Annotated in this window: 14 protein-coding genes and 1 pseudogene; 9 read left to right on the top strand and 6 right to left on the bottom strand. The window is 64.4% G+C overall.

Features of this window, described 5'->3' with window-relative positions:
- Positions 1-2: 2 nt before the first annotated feature.
- Complete coding sequence (locus ABSY19_RS28625) at positions 3-314, bottom strand: YqjD family protein (RefSeq protein WP_382164140.1); 312 nt, start codon at positions 312-314, stop codon at positions 3-5.
- Between the two features lie 201 nt (positions 315-515).
- Here ABSY19_RS28625 and ABSY19_RS28630 point away from each other — a divergent pair, with 201 nt between their 5' ends.
- A complete protein-coding gene (locus ABSY19_RS28630) occupies positions 516-1403 on the top strand; it encodes a LysR family transcriptional regulator (protein WP_382164149.1) in 888 nt (295 codons plus the stop codon).
- 48 nt (positions 1404-1451) lie between these two features.
- Here the strand turns inward: ABSY19_RS28630 and ABSY19_RS28635 are convergent, their stop codons facing one another.
- The gene (locus ABSY19_RS28635) at positions 1452-1859 is read right to left on the bottom strand and encodes a TerB family tellurite resistance protein (RefSeq protein ID WP_382164141.1); all 408 of its coding nucleotides are present in this window, start codon (positions 1857-1859) and stop codon (positions 1452-1454) included.
- Entirely contained in the window at positions 1831-2130 is a 300-nt protein-coding gene (locus ABSY19_RS28640) for a hypothetical protein (RefSeq protein ID WP_382164143.1), read from the bottom strand. The genes ABSY19_RS28635 and ABSY19_RS28640 overlap by 29 nt, the downstream gene beginning before the upstream one ends.
- A gap of 268 nt (positions 2131-2398) precedes the next feature.
- Here ABSY19_RS28640 and htpX point away from each other — a divergent pair, with 268 nt between their 5' ends.
- The 5 genes from htpX (at position 2399) to ABSY19_RS28665 (ending at position 10045) form a co-directional block, all read left to right on the top strand.
- Complete coding sequence (gene htpX, locus ABSY19_RS28645; RefSeq protein WP_382164145.1) at positions 2399-3280, top strand: protease HtpX; 882 nt, start codon at positions 2399-2401, stop codon at positions 3278-3280.
- Between the two features lie 2 nt (positions 3281-3282).
- Positions 3283-4128 carry an ion transporter gene (locus ABSY19_RS28650; protein WP_382164054.1) on the top strand — a complete coding sequence of 282 codons (846 nt, stop codon included), beginning with the start codon at positions 3283-3285 and terminating at the stop codon, positions 4126-4128.
- Positions 4125-6896 carry a cation-translocating P-type ATPase gene (locus ABSY19_RS28655; RefSeq protein WP_382164056.1) on the top strand — a complete coding sequence of 924 codons (2772 nt, stop codon included), beginning with the start codon at positions 4125-4127 and terminating at the stop codon, positions 6894-6896. Before ABSY19_RS28650 ends, ABSY19_RS28655 begins: the two co-directional genes overlap by 4 nt.
- Positions 6893-7741, top strand: a complete 849-nt coding sequence (locus tag ABSY19_RS28660; RefSeq protein ID WP_382164058.1) for a mechanosensitive ion channel domain-containing protein — start codon at positions 6893-6895, stop codon at positions 7739-7741. The genes ABSY19_RS28655 and ABSY19_RS28660 overlap by 4 nt, the downstream gene beginning before the upstream one ends.
- A gap of 480 nt (positions 7742-8221) precedes the next feature.
- Positions 8222-10045: a tyrosine-type recombinase/integrase gene (locus ABSY19_RS28665; RefSeq protein ID WP_382164060.1), complete on the top strand. Its 1824-nt coding sequence runs from the start codon at positions 8222-8224 to the stop codon at positions 10043-10045.
- A 135-nt stretch (positions 10046-10180) separates the two neighbouring features.
- Here ABSY19_RS28665 and ABSY19_RS28670 read toward each other — a convergent pair whose 3' ends face one another.
- Positions 10181-11062, bottom strand: a complete 882-nt coding sequence (locus ABSY19_RS28670; RefSeq protein ID WP_382164062.1) for a ParB/RepB/Spo0J family partition protein — start codon at positions 11060-11062, stop codon at positions 10181-10183.
- Positions 11063-11176: 114 nt separating this feature from the next.
- Positions 11177-11965: pseudogene (locus tag ABSY19_RS28675) on the bottom strand (ParA family protein); the annotation flags it as partial.
- Between the two features lie 940 nt (positions 11966-12905).
- Between ABSY19_RS28675 and ABSY19_RS28680 the strand changes: the two are divergent.
- Positions 12906-14279 (top strand): RepB family plasmid replication initiator protein, encoded by a 1374-nt coding sequence (locus ABSY19_RS28680; RefSeq protein WP_382164064.1) that lies wholly within the window; start codon positions 12906-12908, stop codon positions 14277-14279.
- 4 nt (positions 14280-14283) lie between these two features.
- Positions 14284-14610 (top strand): hypothetical protein, encoded by a 327-nt coding sequence (locus ABSY19_RS28685; protein ID WP_382164066.1) that lies wholly within the window; start codon positions 14284-14286, stop codon positions 14608-14610.
- 704 nt (positions 14611-15314) lie between these two features.
- On the opposite strand, the gene ABSY19_RS28690 is transcribed toward ABSY19_RS28685, so the two are convergent.
- Positions 15315-15617 (bottom strand): putative quinol monooxygenase, encoded by a 303-nt coding sequence (locus ABSY19_RS28690; RefSeq protein WP_069047867.1) that lies wholly within the window; start codon positions 15615-15617, stop codon positions 15315-15317.
- A gap of 109 nt (positions 15618-15726) precedes the next feature.
- Here ABSY19_RS28690 and ABSY19_RS28695 point away from each other — a divergent pair, with 109 nt between their 5' ends.
- On the top strand, positions 15727-16689 hold the full coding sequence (locus ABSY19_RS28695; RefSeq protein ID WP_382164068.1) for a helix-turn-helix domain-containing protein: 963 nt from the start codon (positions 15727-15729) through the stop codon (positions 16687-16689).
- Positions 16690-16691: the final 2 nt, after the last annotated feature.

Genomic DNA, 16691 nt, shown 5'->3' on the forward strand with positions numbered 1-16691 from the left:
CTTCAGCGGCGGCCGATCAGCACGCCGACGACGAGGCCGACGGCCGCGGCGATGCCGATCGAGCGCCACGGGTTCTCGTGCACATACTCGTCGGCGTGCCGTCCGGCGACCTTGGCCTGGGCCACGGCCGTGTCCTGGATCTGCGCCAGGCCGTCGCGGGCCCGGGCCAGGTTGGCCTCGACCTTGGTGCGCAGTTCGGCGGCGCCGTTGCCGGCCTGGCCGGCGGTCGCGCGCAACAACGCTTCGGCGTCGGTAACGACCAGCCGCAGATCGGCCATCAGCTTCTCGGTCTGGGTGGAACTCAGTGCAGTCATGGGATCAACTCCTTGCGAGGGTGGTGGAATATCGGGAAGCCGCCGTGGCTCTGCGGCATACAAATGCATTCTGGGCGGCAGGCATCGCGGCGCGATGACCGGTGTCAATTCCGTGTGCGCCATGCCCGCGAAGTTGCGCGTTCTTCGAGCGGACCGCCGATACAGTGACCGCGGCTTCCAAAAATCCGAACCGCCATGTCCATGCTGAACTACCGCCATCTCTACTACTTCTGGGTCGTCGCCAAGGAAGGCGGCTTCGCGCGCGCGGCGGTGCGCCTGGACATGGCGATCCAGACCATCAGTACCCAGGTGCGCGAGCTCGAACAGGTGCTCGGCCACCAGCTGTTGAAGTCGGCGGGCCGCACAGTCGTGCTGACCGAGGCCGGGCAGGCCGCCTTCGCGCGCGCCGAGACGATCTTCCAGCTCGGCCAGGCCATTCCCGACGAGGTGCGCGCCGCGGCGGGCGGCGGCAGGGTGCGCCTGGCCGTCGGCATGTCCGACGGGCTGTCGAAGCTGGCCACCCAGACTCTGCTGGCGCCGGTGTTGGCGACGCCGGGGCTGCGCCTGGTGTGCCACGACGGCGAGTTCGAGCCCTTGCTCGCCGACCTCGCGCTGCACCGGCTCGACCTGGTGCTCGCCGGCCAATCGGCGCCGCACAACCCCAGCCTGCGCCTGACCAGCGAGCGCATCGCCGTGTCGCCGGTCGAGTGGTACGGGCCGGCCACGCTGGTGCACAAGGCGCAGGTGGACGACTTCCCGCGCTCGCTCGAACGCCTGCCGGTGCTGCTGCCCACCGGGCACTCGGCGTTGCGCCCGGCGCTGGAGCGCTGGCTCGAGACCGAAGGCCTGCGGCCGAACGTCGCCGGCGAGTTCGAGGACAGCGCACTGATGGCGGTGTTCGCCGCGAGCGGCATGGGCGTGTTCCCGATCGGCCGGCTGGGCAGCGACGGGCTGGGCCACCTGCCGGGCCTGCGTGGGCTGCGCCGGCTCGGGACCTGCGAGGGCGTCAGCGAAGAGGTCCACGCCATCCGATCGCGCCGCGGCCTGCAGCACCCGCTCGTGGCACGGCTGATGGAAGGGGGCCGATGAGAGGCCTGCCGGGCGGCCCGGATCGCTGGTGGAGGTCGCCGGCATGGTTCAGGAGACCACGGCGCCGGACGGCGCGTCGACCTGCCAGCGCGTGCGCAGCTCGTCGAGCAGACGCTGCTCGGCATCGGCCAGGTGGCGATCGGCCTGCGCGGCGGCGCTCGCCAAGGCCAGGACCTTGCGGCGCAGCGCCGGCTCGTCGACTTCGCCCAGCAGCGCCGCGAGCGTGGCCTCGTCCAGACTGCAGGGCCACTCGCCGGCCGATGCCGACAGCATCAGGTCCTCGCACAAGCCCTGCACGATCGACGCGAAGCCGTCCGGGGCGAGGCCCAGTGCGGCCGACGCATCCAGCGACTCGAGGGCCTGGATCTCCGAGCGGCACACGTTGCCGTCGGCGATCAGCAGCAGCGCGAGGACGCGCGCGGCGGCTTCAGGGCTGTTGCGGGGGTAGCTGCGCATGGGGGCTTTCCTTGTCGGGGTGCGGTGAAGGGGCGGGAAGACGGGGCGAAGGCGACGGCGCGATCACGTCGACCACCATCGTGCGGTGCAGGTGCATCACGACGCGGCGCCGCTGGGTGGCACGGCGGGCATCCGGCGCGTACGCCGCGGTTTGCCGGCCGCGCCCGAGCCCGTGGCGCAGGGCCGCGAGTACGTGGCGCCAGCGTTCGAGGGCACGCTGCCAGAGGCAGGTCCGCACCGGCAGGCGCTGCAGGCTGTGCTGGATCTCCATGGTCGGCCTCCTGTGAACACGATGGCTGAAGTGTCGGGGCGGATGCACTGCGAGAAAAGCAGCCTGGAGATGAGTGGAGCTTCCGAAAATAAGAAGCCGCGCTCTGCGTCGAGAGGATGACTTCAGCGTCGGCAGCGCTCGAGCTTGCGCCAGATCAATATTCGGTTTTCTCGGACGTTCTGCGTAGAACGTTCTGCTTTTGCTTTCGCGCCGGTGTGGCTAAGCTGACCCGGTTGCGTGCCCCTTCGAGCGCGCGCCGGAGTCCTCGATGAAGCGCATCGCGCTGTTCCTCGCCACCAACCTGGCCATCGTGCTGGTGCTGTCGGCCACGGTCCGGCTGCTCGGCATCGAGCCCTACCTGACCGCCCAGGGTCTGAACCTCGGCTCGCTGCTCGTCTTCGCGGCGGTGATGGGTTTCGGCGGCTCGTTCCTGTCGCTCGCGCTGTCGAAGTGGACGGCCAAACGCGCGATGGGCGTGCAGGTGATCGGGACGCCGGTGAACCCGACCGAGGAGTGGCTGGTGCAGACCGTGCGCCGGCAGGCCGAGCGGGCCGGGATCGGCATGCCCGAGGTCGGCTTCTACGAATCCGACGAGGTCAACGCGTTCGCCACCGGCATGAGCCGCCACAAGGCGCTGATCGCCGTCTCGAGCGGCCTGCTGCGGCAGCTCACGCGCGAGGAGGCCGAAGCCGTGCTCGGTCACGAGGTCGCGCATGCGGCCAATGGCGACATGGTGACCCTGGCGCTCATCCAGGGCGTGGTCAACACCTTCGTGATGTTCCTGTCGCGCATCATCGGGCACACCGTCGACCGCGTGATCTTCCGCAACGAGCGGGGGCATGGTCCCGCCTTCTTCGTCACGCTGATCGTGTCCGAACTGGTGCTGGGCATCCTGGCGTCAATGATCGTCATGTGGTTCTCGCGCCGGCGCGAGTTCCGCGCCGACCGCGGCGGGGCCGAACTGGCCAGCCGCCCGGCGATGATCGCCGCGCTGCGCCGCCTGGCAAGCCTGCATCCGCAGCCGCTGCCCGACAAGATGGCGGCCTTCGGCATCGCTGGCGGCACCCCGCAAGGCTGGAAGCGACTTTTCATGACGCATCCGCCGCTGGCCGAGCGCATCGCCGCGCTTGAGTCGATCGGAACCCGCTGACGATGGCGTCGACCACCGGCACGGCGGCGACGCCGCTGCGCTCGCGCCTGCACGGCCTGCTCGAGCGGCCCGCCACGCAGCGCACGATCATCGCGCTGATCCTGATCAACGCGGCACTGCTCGGGCTCGAGACTTGGCCGGCGGCGATGCTCGCTGCCGGTGGCCTGATCGGCGCGCTCGATCGGGTGCTGCTCGCGGTGTTCGTCGTCGAAATCGCCGCCCGGCTGGTCGCGCACCGCGCCGCCTTCTGGCGCGACCCGTGGAGTGTGTTCGACTTCGTGGTCGTCGCCATCGCCCTCGTGCCTGCGAGCGGGCCGTTGGCCGTGCTGCGTGCGCTGCGCGTCTTGCGCGTGCTGCGCTTGCTGACCCTCGTGCCGTCGATGCGGCGGGTGGTCGGCGCGCTGCTCGCGGCCATTCCGGGCCTCGGCTCGATCGCGCTCGTGCTGCTGATCCTGTACTACGTGTTCGCGGTGATCGCGACCAGCCTGTTCGCGGCCGCCTACCCGGAATGGTTCGGCCACATCGGCCGCTCGCTCTACACCCTGTTCCAGATCATGACGCTGGAAAGCTGGTCGATGGGCATCGCGCGGCCGGTGATGGCGCAGTTTCCGTACGCCTGGCTGTTCTTCGTTGTGTTCATCCTGGTGGCCACGTTCACGATGCTCAACCTGTTCATCGCGATCATCGTCAATGCGATGCAGCGCTACAGTGAGGGCGAGCCGCAGGGCGACGCCGCGGCGCAGGGCGAGGACGGCGTGCGCGAGGAGTTGCGCGCGCTGCGCACGCAGATCGAGCGCCTGAGCGCGAGCCTGGCCGCGCAGGGCGGCCGCGAGGGAGTTTCACGATGACGCACAAGCCCACGGTGGCGACGGCCACGCCGGACGAATCGGTGCCGGTCTGGCATCGGCTCGCCGCCGCACAGGCCGCGGCGGGGCAGGGCACGGACCCGGCACACGGCCTGGACGCGGCGCAGGCGGCCACGCGCCTGGCGCGCCACGGCGAGAACAGGCTGGCCGAGAAGCCGCCGCGCTCGAAGTGGCTGGCCTTCCTCGACCAGTTCCGCAGCCTGCTGATCCTGGTGCTGATCGGCGCCGCCGCGCTGGCCGGTGCGATCGGCGACCTCAAGGATGCGGTGGTGATCCTGGCGGTGGTGCTGTTCAATGCCGTGCTCGGTTTCTGGCAGGAGCATCGCGCCGAGGCGACGCTGGCGGCGTTGAAGAAGATGCTCTCGCCGGTGGCGCGCGTGAAGCGCGGCGGGCAGGTCGAGGAGCTTGCCGCGGTGCAGCTCGTGCCGGGCGACCTGGTGATGCTGGAGGCCGGCGACCGCGTGCCCGCCGACGGACGGATGCTGGCTTGCCACAGCGTCGAGATCGACGAGGCGGCGCTGACCGGCGAGTCGCACCCGGTGGCCAAGGACGCCGAGCGCACGGTGGCCGCCGAGGCGCCGCTGGCCGAGCGCGTGAACATGGCCTACATGAACACGGTGGTGACGCGCGGCCGCGCCGAGCTGCTCGTCACCGCCACCGGCATGGCCACCGAGATGGGCCGGCTGTCCGGCATGCTGGCCCAGGCCGAGACCGGGCCGACGCCGCTGCAGGTGCAGCTCGACGTGCTGGGGCGGCGCCTGGCGCTGATCGCCGGGGTGGTGATCGCGCTCATCTTCGCGCTCGGCTGGGCGCGCGGCGAGCCGCTGGTGCAGATCGTGCTGACCTCGATCGCGCTGGCGGTGGCGGCGATTCCCGAGGGCCTGCCCGCCGTGGTGACGGTGACGCTGGCCATCGGCATGCACCGCATGGCGCAGCACCGGGCGATCGTCAAGAAGCTGGCCGCCGTGGAGACGCTGGGCTGCACGACGGTGATCTGCTCGGACAAGACCGGCACGCTGACGATGAACCAGATGACCGCGCGTGCCGTGGCCTGCCAGGGTCGGCGCCTCGCGGTCAGCGGCGAAGGTTATGCGGCGGCGGGCGCGATCGCGGCGCCGGACGGCGAGGCACTGCCGGCAATGCCGGCACTCGAGCGCCTGCTGCACGCCGCGGCGCTGGCCAACGACAGCCGCATCCACGACGGCCAGCTGATCGGCGACCCCACCGAAGGCGCGCTGCTGGCGCTGGCCGCCAAGGGCGGCGTCGCCGCCGAGACGCTGGCGCAGCAGCGGCCGCGCATCGCCGAGATCCCGTTCGACTCGGCGTACAAGTTCCAGGCCACTTTCCACCACGACGGCGAGACCGTGCGCGTGTGCGTCAAGGGCGCGCCCGACGTGCTGCTGGCGCGCTCCGGGCGCCATCTGGCGGGCTCGGCCGACGCGGGCGACGCGCCGATGGACGACGCCGCGCGGGCGCACTGGGCCGCGGAGAACGAGCACCTGGCCGCGCAGGCCATGCGCGTGCTCGCAGTGGCCGGCAAGCACATCGCGGCGCGCGACTTCGACCCGGCCGGCGACCTGATGGCACACATGGCCGATCTCACGCTCTACGGTCTCGTGGGCATCATCGACCCGCCGCGCCCGGAGGCGCGCGAGGCCATCGCGCTGTGCCGGCGCGCCGGCATCGCGGTGAAGATGATCACCGGCGACCACCGTGCCACCGCGGCGGCGATCGCGCGCGACCTCGGGCTGGACGGCGAGGTGATCGACGGGCGCGAACTCGACGCGCTGGCGCCCGACGCACTCGCCGCGCGCATCACCCGCACCGCGGTGTTCGCACGCGTCGCCCCCGAGCACAAGGTGCGCATCGTGCAGGCGCTGAAGGCCGCGGGGCAGGTCGTGGCGATGACCGGCGATGGCGTCAACGACGCGCCGGCGCTGAAGAACGCCGACATCGGCGTCGCGATGGGCATCACCGGCACCGAGGTCACCAAGGAAGCGGCGACCATGGTGCTGACCGACGACAACTTCGCCACCATCGTGCGGGCGGTCAGGGAAGGCCGTGCGATCTACGACAACATGGTCAAGTTCGTGCGCTTCCAGCTCTCGACCAACATGGGCGCGATCCAGACCGTGCTCGGCGCCAGCCTGCTCGGCTGGACGACACCGTTCACCGCGATCCAGATCCTGTGGATCAACATCATCATGGACGGGCCGCCGGCCATGAGCCTGGGCGTGGAGCCGGCGCGCGCGGGCCTGATGGACGACCCGCCGCGCCGCGCCGACGCGCACATCCTGACGCTGCCGCGCCTCTTTCGCCTGTTCGTCTACGGCCTGACGATGGCGGTCGGCACGCTGGCGCTGTTCCACCACGCGCAACCACAGGGCGAGGTGTATGCCCTGACGCTGGCCTTCACGGTCTTCGTGCTGTTCCAGTTCTTCAACCTCTTCAATGCGCGCGCCGAGCACGGCTCGGCCTTCGACCGCAACTTCCTGCGCAACGGCTGGCTGTGGCTGTCGCTGGCCGCGGTGGCCGCGCTGCAGGTGCTGGTGGTACACTGGCCGCCGGCCCAGGACGTATTCAACACCACCGACCTGACGCTGCGCGACTGGGGTCTGGCCGTGCTGGTCGCCTCCAGCGTGCTTTGGCTCGACGAGGGCCGCAAGCTCGGCTTGCGCCTGCTGGGGCATGTGGGGCATGCGCGGTCGCGCCCCAGCAGCGCCCGGCCGCCTGAGGAGAGAGCTTCTTGATCGATCTGCAACGGATCGCGGCGCTGATCCCGGGGCAGTGGGAGCGGGTCATCGCGACCGTGCTGCTGCTGGCTGCCGGCTTCGTGGTCTCGCAGCTGTGGGCGCACTACCTCGGCCGCGGCGACGTGCCCGCGGAGCGACGGCGGCTGCATCTGGTGTGGGCCCGCAACATCATCGGGTCGATCGTGCTGTTCACGATCGTTTCGGTGTGGGCGTCGACGATCGCGGGCTTCGCCCTGTCGCTGGCCGCCGTGGCCGGCGCGATGCTCATCGTCAGCAAGGAACTGCTGCTGTGCGTGCTTGGCTACGTCTACCTGACCTTCGTGCGGCCGTTCAAGTTCGGCGACGTCATCGAGATCGGGTCGGTGCACGGCCGCGTGATCGATATCGACATGCTCGCCACCACCCTGGCCGAGCACGGCGACACCGGCCTGCCGACGGGCAAGACTGCGGCCTTCCCGAACGCCCTGCTGCTGACGCTGCCGCTGAAGAACACTTCGTCGACCGGCGACTTCGTGCTGCACTTCCTGCGCATCCCGGTGCCGGTGGCCTTCGCGCGCGACCTGGCGCGCATCGAGGCCGCCGCCACCGAGGCGGCCATCGAGGCGACGAAAGCCTGGCAGGCGCAGGCCGAGGCGCACTTCCGCCAAGTCGCCGACGAGAGCTTCGTCGAGCTGCCGTCCGGCCGCATTCGCGTGTTCTGGGACTTCGCCGATGCCGAGCGGCTGCTGCTGTGCGTGCGGCTGGCGTGCCCGGAGAAGATGCGTCTGCAGGTCGGGCAGGACATCTTCAAGGCCACCTGGCAGGCGCTCGCGGTGTGCAGCCCTCTCGATACCTGTCATTGATTCCGCCGCGCTGCCAGGTGAGCCGGTGAAGGCTTCGTGCTAGGCAACGTTAACTCAGCTTCCGGGCGCGACCGACGGCAATCGCTGCACAACTGCCAAACGATAGGTTGGCAGCAGCGGTCGACGCGAGGCAACACGGCGACGGCGGCCCGCACTCCGGGTTCTCCGGCGAGACCCTGGAGTTAGGCTTGCATCACTCGCTTTAGGGTTCGGATCGGCTGCAAGGTGCTGGTAAACCGCTCATCAGTTTCCACGATATGAAATATTGTGGGCTGGGTGAGTCTCGAGCGGCACGGAAGGGAAAGATCAGTGTCTTTCCGCACTGAAGGCTGCCCGCTCCCCGCGCGCAAACCTCCCAAGCGCGTAGCGAGTGATGTTGTGGGCAGCTCTTTGTAATAGACTTAAGATAATGCTACCTTATCTTAAGTTCAAAAATTGATGGCAAAAGCCGGCTACGCTAAGGATGAAGGACAGAAATCCATGCGTGACAAGGACTTGCATCGTCGCTCCGCCGGCACACGATTCGTCGGCCGACTTGGCTCGCACCATTTTGCGCACCTGCGCGCGACCGCCGAAGGCATTGCCGTGCTCGACAGCGCCCGTCGTTATCTCGGCATCGAGCACGGCCATGAGGCCATCACCGCCCACCGCCAGACCGCCGATCAGGTGCGCGCCATCGCACGGCGCCGTGGCGACCCGGCCTGGCGGCTTATCGGCATGCAAATCCGCACTTCGGACGTTGGCGCACGCCCGAGCCTAGACGACTTCATCGCCGAGCGCGACCTGGATGGCTGGAGTGAAGCCGAGCAGCAGGAGTTTTTCGAGGCCACCTACCCCCTGGACCGCAGGGCTGAGCGCCGTCAACGGCTGCGCGCGCGCCAGCTGGAACTGCTGCGCCAGGTGGAAATCAGCGACGCCGAACAACCGCTGCCGGGACACCGGGTCGACGGATGGTTTGACGAACGCACAGCGGCCAAGCTGATCAGCGCCGGGTGGATCAACCTCGGCCAGCTCGCCCAGGCGGTGGCCGTGGGCGGCCGCTGGTTCACTCCCCTCCCCGGCATCGGCAAGGGAAAAGCACAACGCATCGCCCATCACCTGCACACCCTGATCCCGGCCGCTGCACCACCGATCCAGCGTCTGTTCGCCCTGCCCTCCCCTGCCCTGGCTAACCATCAGCTGGCCAGTCTGCAAGCCGACCGCACCCCCGCCGACGCGGCACAACAAACGCTGCAGCTGCTGCCCGATTCGCCCGCCGGCGACGCCGGCTCCATGTTATCGGCCAGCACCGACCTGCAGGCCGTGCAGAGCTGGATCCAGACCCACGCCGGCTCGGCGGCCACCGTCAAAGCCTACTGGCGGGAGGCGCGCATCTTCATGCTTTGGCTGCAGCGCGAGCGCGGTGACATCAGTTTCCACCAGCTCAAGGTCGAAGACTGTCTGGCCTTTCGGGCCTTCACCGAGAACATCCCGCCAGCCTGGATCTCCCGCGCTCGAGCCAAACCAGGCCAGCCTGGCTGGGCACCGTTTCGCGGCCCTCTGGCAGAGGCCAGCCGGCACCACCTGCTCAACAGTGTCGGCGCCCTCTTCGCCTACCTGACCCTTGCGCACTACCTTCCTCAAAATCCATGGCCCCTGATCAAGACCCGAGCTGCCATGAAGAGGTCTGCGGTCAACACGATCGACACGCGGGCCATCACGCTACACGCCCAGGAAGAGATCCTGCGCTTCATAGACGGCCGGCCACACTCCCCCGCCGGCGCCCGCATGCGCTTCCTGGTGCGATTCCTCACCGGTGTTGGACTGCGTGCCTCCGAGCTTCTCTCAGCCCGTCTGGCCGACCTGCACACGGTCAAGGGCGGCGTCGTCCTGCAGGTAGTCGGCAAAGGCGGTCAAGCCCGCGCAGCGACCGTGCCACCGGCAGCGCTGGATGCTTTGAACGACTATCTTCACGTCCGCGGCTTGGGTGATTTGCATGCTGCTCCCGAGCAGGCGCCGCTACTGGCCAGCGCGATCGACCCCATGGAACCCATCGGTTACCAGGCGCTCTACCTGACAGTTCGCACCTGGCTTGGAAATGCAATCCGAGCCTCCGCACTCAACGAGCAGGAGCGTCGAGCAATTCAGGGCGTTTCGTCGCACTGGCTGCGCCATACCTTCGCCACCCGTGCCGTTGAACGCGAGGTACCCTTGGACGTGGTGCAGGCGCAGCTTGGCCACGCCAATCTCAACACCACAATGAATACTTACGCCAAAGCGCCGCTGCAGCGCAGGATTGACGCCATCAGCAAGGCGTTCGGCTGACGGTCAAAGCCCTGATCTGCACATTGCTGAGGCGCGCCAAAAACGCACAAAAAAAGGGGGTGTTGCACGGTGCAACACCCCCTTTTTTACTTCCGCTCAACAACCCCATCGATGGGTGTTGCACCGTGCAACACCCTACCCCAACAATCTTGCGATCTCAGCCTTCAGCTGCGTCAATGCCTTGCCAGAAAGAGCAGACTCATCAAACTCGATGAGGAGCTTCCCACCTTTACGCGATAGCTTGGCAGAGTGGCTGCCCTTGGCCCCCTTGATCAGCTCGGGAGCTAACGCAACAGGGCGGGCATTTCCAAGAAGTTGGTCGAAGACAGCTTGAGGAGTAAATGTCTGTCCGCTGCCACGAGCGCTAGCCAGCTCCGCTGCAATCCTCTCGATCTCTGGCAGCCTCTTCTCAACTGCCTCAGCAAGTGGTGCCCCCCACCGAAACTGAATATCAAGAGGGCTTGAGAATGCCATGAGAACAGCTGGCGGAAGAGCAGCAATCTGATGTGCTCTTGAAACTTGGCTGACAGGAACACCAATCTCCTCGGCAAGCTTTCTCATGCTGGGAAACAAGCCTAAGCTTAGTGCGCGTCGATACATCTCGCCTTGTTCAAACGGACGGAGATCTGCACGCTGCCTGTTTTCACGATCCATCTCCACAAAGAGAGCCCGATCGTCAACCGACTCGACAAGAGCCGCCACCTGCAGCCCTAGGTCCAAACAAGCCCTGTGGCGACGGTGGCCATATACGACTTCAAACTTCCCGGCATTCTTCCCCGTAGAGATAGGCCGAACCTTGATCGGTTGAACATTTCCACCGGCCGAGGCGATCTCTTGCTTGAGCGTGTCGAAATCGGGGCCAAGAAAACTGTCTGAATGTCTATTCGCCCAATCAGAAGGCACTACTTGGGTGGGGTCGAGCTTTCTAACCGGAACTGCACCATCCCATGTCCTGAGCTCATCGCGCAGGCGCTCGTTTTCTTGCTGCGCATCAGACTCGCGAGCAAGATGAGCCATAAGAGCTCCTGGTCCCGTTCGCGCCGGAGCAGGGGAGGGCGACGAAGCGCTAGAAGTTGTGCTGATAGCAGCGAGCGCTCGATCCTTCAGGGAAGGCTTCTTTGAGGACATTGGTCAGCCCTTTCGCATCACTTCGCTCACCACTTGTGCCGAGTGTGCCCACACCCCAGCTACCTGCATCTCAACATAGTCGACCAGTTGCTCATATGCATCACGAGCTCTTTTGAGCGTCTTGGCTTGCACCGAAGAGGGCTCGAGGTCATAGACAGTGCCGAACTCTGCGCTGGCACTTGCCGCTATCGATGTTTTTGGTATCTCGACTGGAATGACATGCGCACCATACGCGGAACCGATCCATTGGCGGACAGCAGCACTCACTGCATCCGCACGATCAACCCGCGAAAGCACCACATCGACAAATGAGAATTTTTTATCGTCTCCACCGGCTTTGAACAAGCCTCCGCAGACTTCGGTAAAGAGATTCCAAAATTGCGCCGAACTTGCAAAATCAAGTGCGTTCGGTGGCAGCGGCATCAAGACTCCATCAGCAGCAATCAACGCATTGATGGTGATGTACGAGAGGGATGGAGGGGTGTCGATGATGATGACGTCATAAACGTCTCTCACTGCAGTTAGGCCATCGTCAAGGACTCGCCAAAATGCAAATCCTCGCTCCGTCTTTTGCCGACTTGGTAGCAAAAACTCAGCATTGAAGAGGAGGGGGGCGGCCGCGATAAGGTCAATCCCTTCCCAGTATGTCTTTTGAACCGCTGACATGACCGAATCCACTTCACCTGCGCAAAGGGGCAGGATGGTGTCGGACTCTTCAACTTCCGTGTCGGGAAGTACGCCGAAGAGCGTAGTGAGTGATCCTTGCGGATCGCAGTCGACCACCAGTACTCGGTGACCTCGAAGTGAAAGGCCTTGAGCAAGAGCAGCAGCGGTGGTCGTTTTGGAGACCCCCCTTTGAAATTCGCTACCGTGATCGTCGCACCTGGTGCCTTCGACGGATCACGAAGCCGATCCGTCCGAAGAGTACGAACCCACCTGCGAGCTTCTTCGAGCGACCACTCGCGACGCGAATTCTCTTCACGGGCACCAGAGGGCAACTCCCCCTTCTTCACCAGGTACTGAAGACGATTCTTGTCAATGCCACAGAGATCTGCAAGCTGACTGCTGTTGTAAGTAGGAGGCCGTTTCCGAGCCTCAGGGGCAAGCATCGCTGAGCGTACCTGGCTGACAACTTGTAGTGCAGTTTCACTTACTGCTTCAAGCTGGGTAAGACCCAAAGATGGAATGAGCGGCTGGACTTTGTTCATTCCGCAATTTTAGCGACTTCCACTAAAAGTGGATGACTTTCGAACGAACCTCGAGCGCACGGCGCTAAATTCTTCCTGTCTGCCACTGACTTTGTGTAGCAGTCGCCAGTCTTGAATAAGACTAGAAAGAAGTCTAGAAGAATTCTAAGCTGTGGATAACCATAGCAAGCATATGATTTTCAAGGACAAATTTCACTCACCCGTCCGTGATATCCGTCCACCTGTCCGGCGCATCCGTCAAACTGTCCGCGATTTACTTCCAACTGTCCACCTTTTCCGTTCTCGCACGCTGTGAATGAGATATCACTTACACAGCTATCCTCGGTCTGCTTGACATGTCATGCCGAGGCCATAAGCGTCGCAAGTGTCCGCATTCTCCGTCCTGGATGGTTGTTCGCGAGAGCCCAGAGACCTCACCTGTCCGCTTTATCCGTCTCCGTGAACTGTCCGGGCGATACGTCCTTCCGCTTCTCTATCTGGAAAGCTGAGAAAGCTGTATATTCTGTCCAGATATGAAAAATATTTTGGACACATCAATCAAGCGCCCTGGTAACGAGGCGAGCCTGACGAAGCCGAACGAGCTGCTCGTGATGGTGCCTATTGTCGGAAAGTTGAGCCCGGTTTCAAGAAAGATCTTCAACGCACTTCTGTACAGCGGAGGTCGAGAGTTCCAGCGGAGGTTGGTCGATGGGAATCCCATGAGGGCAGAGGAGACGTTCGAATCGCGGCTGAGCGACCTCGTTGCCCACCTCCCTGGAGAGGCGGCGGACTGGTCCTCAAATGCCCGCGGCCATTTGCTAGAGATGTTGCGTACGGAAGTGGTCTGGGAGTCGATCGACAAAAATTCTGCTACCAGCGAGTGGGGGGCGATGCATTTGCTTTCTCAGGCAGAAATCGAGAAGAAGGGGGGCGCTTTGTATGTGCGTTGGGCTTTCCCTCCGAAAGTCTTGACCGCGCTGAAGGATCCGGCTTTTTACACACGCCTCGACCTCGATGTAATCGGTTCGCTGAGGACCTATGCAAGCATCGCGCTTTATGAGATCTGCTCGCGGTACCGGACGAACCCCACGGGCGTCACGTGTTCACAATCACCTGATTGGTGGGTCGAGGCGCTCTCCGCTCGCATTGTTCGAACCCCCAGCGCCAGAGACAAGCAGAAGCAAGGTGCGACTGAAGAACAACGTCTCAAGCCGAAGCGTGAGTGGCGCAAGGTGAAATCGGAGTCTGTTCTCGACGCCATTGATGAGATCAATACCAAGACTGATCTTGAGGTTGAGCTGATCGAAAAGCGAACGGGGAAAGCTGTCACCGAAGTTCAGTTTGCGGTACGTCGGAAACGACGTGCACTGGTAGCAGGGGAGGGGGTACCTCCTGAGCTACTTGCCCAGGCCATCAATCTAGGAGTCTCGGCTGCAGACATTTCGATCTTGGCTCGCACTGTTAGGGGCGGCCACGAGGTTCTCAAGCCTGCACTTCAAAAGCTGGCCGAACGAATCAGTCGTCCTGACTTGGTCCCCATTGGAAGTTCCATTGCCTATCTGAAGTCGATCCTGGCTGAGCTCGATCTTTACATTTCAGATCCGACAGCAGCTCATTCGGTAGAGACGCGCACGCCCATTGTTTCGAGGGATACGTTCGCTCCTGCGGTGCAGGATGTTGTTGAGACGCCTGACTCGTTGGCAAAGAGGCATGTGGAATCTCTCGATCGAGAAGACCAAGTGCAGCTCGCAAAGCTAGCCTTTGCACACATGCGGGAACGAGGCCTTGCTACTGCTTCCGTATCTCAGTCCTACGCTCGATATATGGACGGCGGCCCACTTGTGGGCGTGCTCCTGGGCGAGATGGCCCGGCAGCATCTCAAGCTCACTTCCTCGGATACCGTTATGGAGTCGAAGTAGGGGGGTGGCCGAGCTCCTCCGATGCCAGTCGAGCAATTTCACTGATGCCAGCCTCGGCCCAAGCTTTGAAGTCTTCGATTTCGGCTTCAAGTGCATCCAGTTGCATATTCCAGTCCTTCCTGAGCAGCCAGTCCAGTCCGACTTGATCAGGCGGGCTGATTTGAACCGCGCAGGCAGTCCGATCGAGTTGATCATGCGGCCAGTCAATCCGTTGACCACATCCTTTCGCGAAAATTGGCCACATGCGCGCGTGCGGCTAGACTTCGGCTATCGGCCAGGAACGGACATTCAAATTGAACCCTCTCGCGTCTATCGACCGCACGGCGTTTGAATTTTTCGCGCCCGCTTCTCACGACCAATGCGTTCGGCTCCAAGAACAGTTCCCCGAGTTCCAACTTGAGGAGTACCTAGCGTTGCTTGCTCATACGAACGGCCTCGGCGAAGTGTTTTCAGATGGGTCACGCCGGTTCGTCCATAACCTTCTTGTTGTCTCAGCGGAAGATGCACTCCAGGAATCGCGTCATCATCCACCTGGAACGGCTGTAGTCGTTGGGCGGCCCGGGGTAGATGGAATCCAATTTGTGCTACTCCCTGCGGACGCGAGCGTTCATGCGTATTACCCCATTGAGGCCACTTTCGTGAAAGTGGCCGACTCGCTTAGTGACTTCTTGGTCAAGCGCTCGACTGGTTCGATTCGCCTCTGACCACCGTCTGCTTCGGGCCCTGAACCGACATCCACGGCCCTGAATCCGGCGTCACGAAGCGGTCGGATCGGTACGCCGGCCGCCCCGTGGAGGGCACACACCGGTAGACGGTGGTCAGGGCGATAGAGGCGCAGCGCGCGGGTTGAGACCGTGCGGGCTAGCCGCCCGCTTCCAGAGGCGGTTTGTGGCTGGGACTACTTCGTCGCGGCCACCGCCGGCAAGCGCGGTTCAATGGGGATCGCTTTGAAGGAGCGGCCCACGAGGACAGGACCTCTTCATCCCTGTCACTCAAGCCATACGGAGCTTCACCTTCGCCGCCGAGGTCAGCTCGTCAGCCAGGCAATTTCGCCGCCAGCAGATCGATCTTCTCGATGTTTGGCGGTGTACTGAGCAAGGCGGCTGCGTTCGCCATCAACGCGGCGGCGATCGGGCCGTGCAGGTGAGCCTCGCGGCCGGCCTCGTCCGCAAAAGCGTCAAAGACGCCGAACGTCGATGGGCCGAACTTTAATGCGAACCAGGCGGTGGTGCCCGATTCGGCGTTGGCGAGCGGCAACGCGCTTCCCAGAAAATCGGCAACGGCGGCTTCCTGGCCAGGCTTGGCTTCGAGGCGGACGAACAGGGCGAACTTGGTCATGTGGTGATCCTCTGGTTGAACGGTTGACAGTGTTGGCGAGTCCGAAGTCTGTGGTACGACGGCAATTTCCGCGAGTGGCAGGAATGCCAACATTGATATCATTTTTGCCATGAATCTACATCTTCTTGTTCTTGATGGCGTGTTCGACCTGGGGTTTGCTGCACTCATGGACACACTGAGCATGGCCAATGAACTGGCGGGCTCGCTCGCACAGGCGCCGCCGCCCATCGACGTCACGGTGGTCGGCGTTCGGCGTCGCGTGCGCACCGCGCACGGTCTGGCGGTACCGGTCGTGCCAGTGCACCGCGTGCAAAACCCTGACGTTGTTCTGGTGCCCGCGCTCGGCGCCAAGATGCCAGACGCGCTCGCCGCGCGTCTCGCGCATGCGGACGTGGCCGATGCGATCGTCGCGTTGCAGCAATGGTCAAGCGCCGGCGCGGCCACTGGCGCCGCCTGCACCGGCACCTTCTTGCTGGCGGAGAGCGCGCTGCTAGATGGCCAGCGCGCCACAACTTCGTGGTGGCTGGCGCCAATGTTTCGGCAGCGCTATCCGCAAGTGGCGCTCGACGAGTCCCGCATGCTTGTGAATTCGGCCGGCTTCACCACGGCCGGCGCCGCCTTGGCCCATCTCGACCTGGCATTGAGCGTCGTGCGCAGCCGTAGCCCGGCGCTGGCGGCTCTGGCGGCGCGATACCTGCTGGTAGAGTCCCGCGGCTCGCAAGCTGAGTTCGTGATCCCCGATCACCTAGCCCATGCCGACCCGGTGGTCGAGCGCTTTGAGGGCTGGGCCAGGCAGCAACTCGCGCACGGGTTCTCTCTCGCCGATGCGGCCATCGCAGCGGGCGCCAGTGAACGCACCTTGGCGCGGCGCGTGCAAAGCGTGTTGGGCAAGACACCCCTCTCGTACTTCCAGGATCTGCGCGTCGAGCGTGCGGTGCATCTGCTGCGAACCGGCAGCGAGAGCGTCGACCAAATCGCCGCACAGATCGGCTACTCCGACGGTGTGACCCTTCGCGCCTTGTTGCGACGCAAGCTGGGCCGCGGCGTGAGGGAGTTGCGCGCACGTGCTTGATC

The sequence above is a fragment of the Hydrogenophaga sp. ANAO-22 genome (assembly GCF_042466645.1).
Classification (GTDB): domain Bacteria; phylum Pseudomonadota; class Gammaproteobacteria; order Burkholderiales; family Burkholderiaceae_C; genus Hydrogenophaga.